Source organism: Streptomyces nanshensis (genome assembly GCF_001751255.1).
In the GTDB taxonomy this organism is placed as follows: Bacteria; Actinomycetota; Actinomycetes; order Streptomycetales; family Streptomycetaceae; genus Streptomyces; species Streptomyces nanshensis_A.
Genome location: NZ_LJGW01000615.1, coordinates 1 through 2,647 on the forward strand (window position 1 = coordinate 1; position 2,647 = coordinate 2,647).

Below are 2,647 nucleotides of genomic sequence, written 5' to 3' on the forward strand. Positions count from 1 at the left end.
TGCGGACCGTAGATGCCCTGCGACGCCCGCTGCGGCTGTGCGGACTGCCGGGGCGGCTGCGCCTGCCCCTGTCCGGACTGGCCCGGTGCGGACTGGCCCTGCGCGGGCGGGACTTGGGCCCCCGGGTGCGCCCCCGGGACCTGTCCGGGCTGGGTCGGTCCGGGCTGGCTCTGTCCGGGCTGGGCCCCGGTGGACTGAGGCGGCTGGCCCTGCGCGTGCTGTGCGTGCTTCCCCTGGGTGCCCGCCGAACCGCCGGGAGGCAGTGCCTGCCGTCCGCCCGCACCGGGGACCGTCGGCGGCAGCACCTGCTGCGGTGCCGCGGACGAACCCTTCGCGGCCTTCGCCGTCCCCGTGCCCTTGCCGGTGCCCTTGCCGCCGCTCTTGCCGTTCTTGCCCCCGGCGGCCGCGGCCTCCGGGCCCGTGACGATGCCGAGTTCGTCCGCGAAGGACCACAGCGCCTGCCGTACGGAGCTCTTGGCGTCCAGGTCCTGGATGCGCCCGGCGTCCAAGGCGCTCTGCAGCTCCTTGTAGTTGGCGGGGATCGTCGTGCCCGCGACGGCCGTCCCGACGATGCGGGCGATCAGCGGCGGCTGGATCTCGGTGTACCGCGAGGTGCGGTTGACCAGTGTGAGGGCCTCCTCCGCCTTGCGGATCTGGAGCCGGTCCCACATGCGGACCATGCGCTTGGCCGCCCGTACGGACACCACGTCCGGGGTCGTCAGCAGCACGGCGCTGTCGGAGGTCTCGATCGCGGCGGCGTTGGCGGCGTTGAGCTGGGTGCCGCAGTCGATCACGACGACGTCGTAGCGCGCCCGCAGCGACGTGACGATCTGCCGTGCCGCGCGGTCGTCGATCTCCTCGCCGCGCTCGCCCTCGCCCGGGGCGAGCAGCAGCCCGAGCCCCGACTCGTGGGCGAAGACGGCGTCTTGGAGAACGCGTACGGAGACGTCGTCGATCCCGGCGAGGTCGGCGACCGAGCGGCGGAACTGGACGTCCAGATACGAGGCGACGTCGCCGGACTGGAGGTCCATGTCGACCAGGGCCGTGCCGCGCCCCGACGCCTGTGCGGCGAGGGCGATATGGACGGCCGTCAGCGTCGTGCCGACGCCGCCCTTGGCGCCGGTGACCGCGACGACCGTGCCGCCCGGTCCCTCCGGCCCCTCGGGGACGCTGCCCAGATGCCGCCGTACGCCCACCGCCCAGGAGGCGGCGGCGTCCACGCGCGCGGCCACGTCCTCGTAGCTGAGCGGCAGCCCCAGGACGCCGCGCGCACCGGCGTCCATCGCCGCGGAGTAGAGCGGCTGGCTGGTGTCACGCGTGATGAGCACGACCCCGACGGCGGGGAAGCGCAGGGCGATCTCGCGGATCAGGTCCAGTGCGGGCATCGGGCGGATGTGCTCGTGCACGAGCACGACCTCGGGCAGGTCCGCCACCGTGCCCTCCGCCAACCGCGCGAGCGCGTCCAGCAGTTGGGTCGAGTCCGACGCGGGCGGCACCGGTTCGCTGTCGGGGAGCTGCCGGAGCAGCCCGACGACCGACCGGGCTGTCTCCGGGTCGCTGACGGCTGGCTGAATACGGGTGACCATCGGCTGATTCCTGCCTCAATCGTCCCCGTTGAGCGTGTACGTGCGGTCGCTCTTGGGGATGTCGTTGCCGTCGCCGGGAGCCACGAGGGCCAGCCGGACGTGCTCCGCGAAGGACTCCGCGTAGGCGACCCGCTGAGCGTCGGCGGTGGAGAGCGCGAAGGTGATCGGGACGCCGTCCCGGTCGGTGAGCCGGCTGCGGTCCTGGTCGTCGCTCTCCTTGAACGGAGTGAGCTTCCCGACGTCGATGACCTTCGCGTCGCTGACGATCACCTTCGACTGGTTCGGCGACTTGCCCTTGCCGGTGGCCGTCTGTTCGCCCTCGAAGGTGGCGAAGATGTTGACCCTGCTACCGGAGTTGATCTTGCCCGCGACGCCGGTCTCGGCGTCGATCATGATGGCGATCTCCTGCTGCCCCGGCTCCAGTTCGGGACGTTCGGCGATCATGTCCGTCTGGAGCAGGGAGCCCTTGCGCAGATGGTTGGTGGCGACCTTGCCGCGTACGTCGTCGATGTTGGTGACGGCGGTGCCCGGCAGCCAGCGGTTCGGCATGGTCACCTTCTCGAACTGCTCCTCGCTCAGCTCCTTGTACGGCGCCACGTCCCTCTTGAGCTTGTACGCCGTCGACTCGGGACCGACCTTCGACTCCACGTCGCGTATGAGCGCGAGTACGCCTCCGAACGCCGCGAGGGCGAACAGGACGGAGACGACGAGCAATACGACGCCACGGCGCTGGCGTGAATTCATGGACTACAGACCTCGGGGATCGGCGACAACGGCGTGACGGGACTGGGGATCGGCGGCTGGGGGCTGCGTTTCGGCGGTACGGGGCTGCGCTGCTTCGGCGGCGGACGACTGCGCTTCCGAACGGGCCGCCGCGGCCTGCTTGGCAGCGGCGGCGGCGTGCTTCTGCTTGAGGAACGCGGCGAGGCCGGATCCGCTTCTGCGGGGGTCGGTGCGGGGGCCGTCCGTACGGGGACCGGTGAGGCCGTTCCCGGCCCTGCCTCCGGGTGCCGGGCCGGCGCCCGCGCGCGGATCGGCGCCCGCACCCGGACCGGCGGCCG

The 2,647-nt window shown here is 72.3% G+C and carries 2 protein-coding genes and 1 pseudogene; all 3 read right to left on the reverse strand.

Features of this window, described 5'->3' with window-relative positions; all coding sequences use genetic code 11:
- On the reverse strand, positions 1–1,586 hold a 1,586-nt coding region (locus tag AN218_RS30280; RefSeq protein WP_107421617.1), incomplete at its 3' end, for a CpaE/TadZ family protein.
- Positions 1,587–1,601: 15 nt separating this feature from the next.
- A complete protein-coding gene (cpaB, locus tag AN218_RS30285) occupies positions 1,602–2,330 on the reverse strand; it encodes a Flp pilus assembly protein CpaB (protein WP_070020235.1) in 729 nt (242 codons plus the stop codon).
- A 3-nt stretch (positions 2,331–2,333) separates the two neighbouring features.
- Positions 2,334–2,647, reverse strand: a pseudogene (locus AN218_RS37270) (hypothetical protein); the annotation flags it as partial.

Coding starts and splice junctions, on each gene's coding strand:
- cpaB (WP_070020235.1), bottom strand. CDS start 2,330: ATGAATTCACGCCAGCGCCGTGGCGTCGTATTGCTCGTCGTCTCCGTC.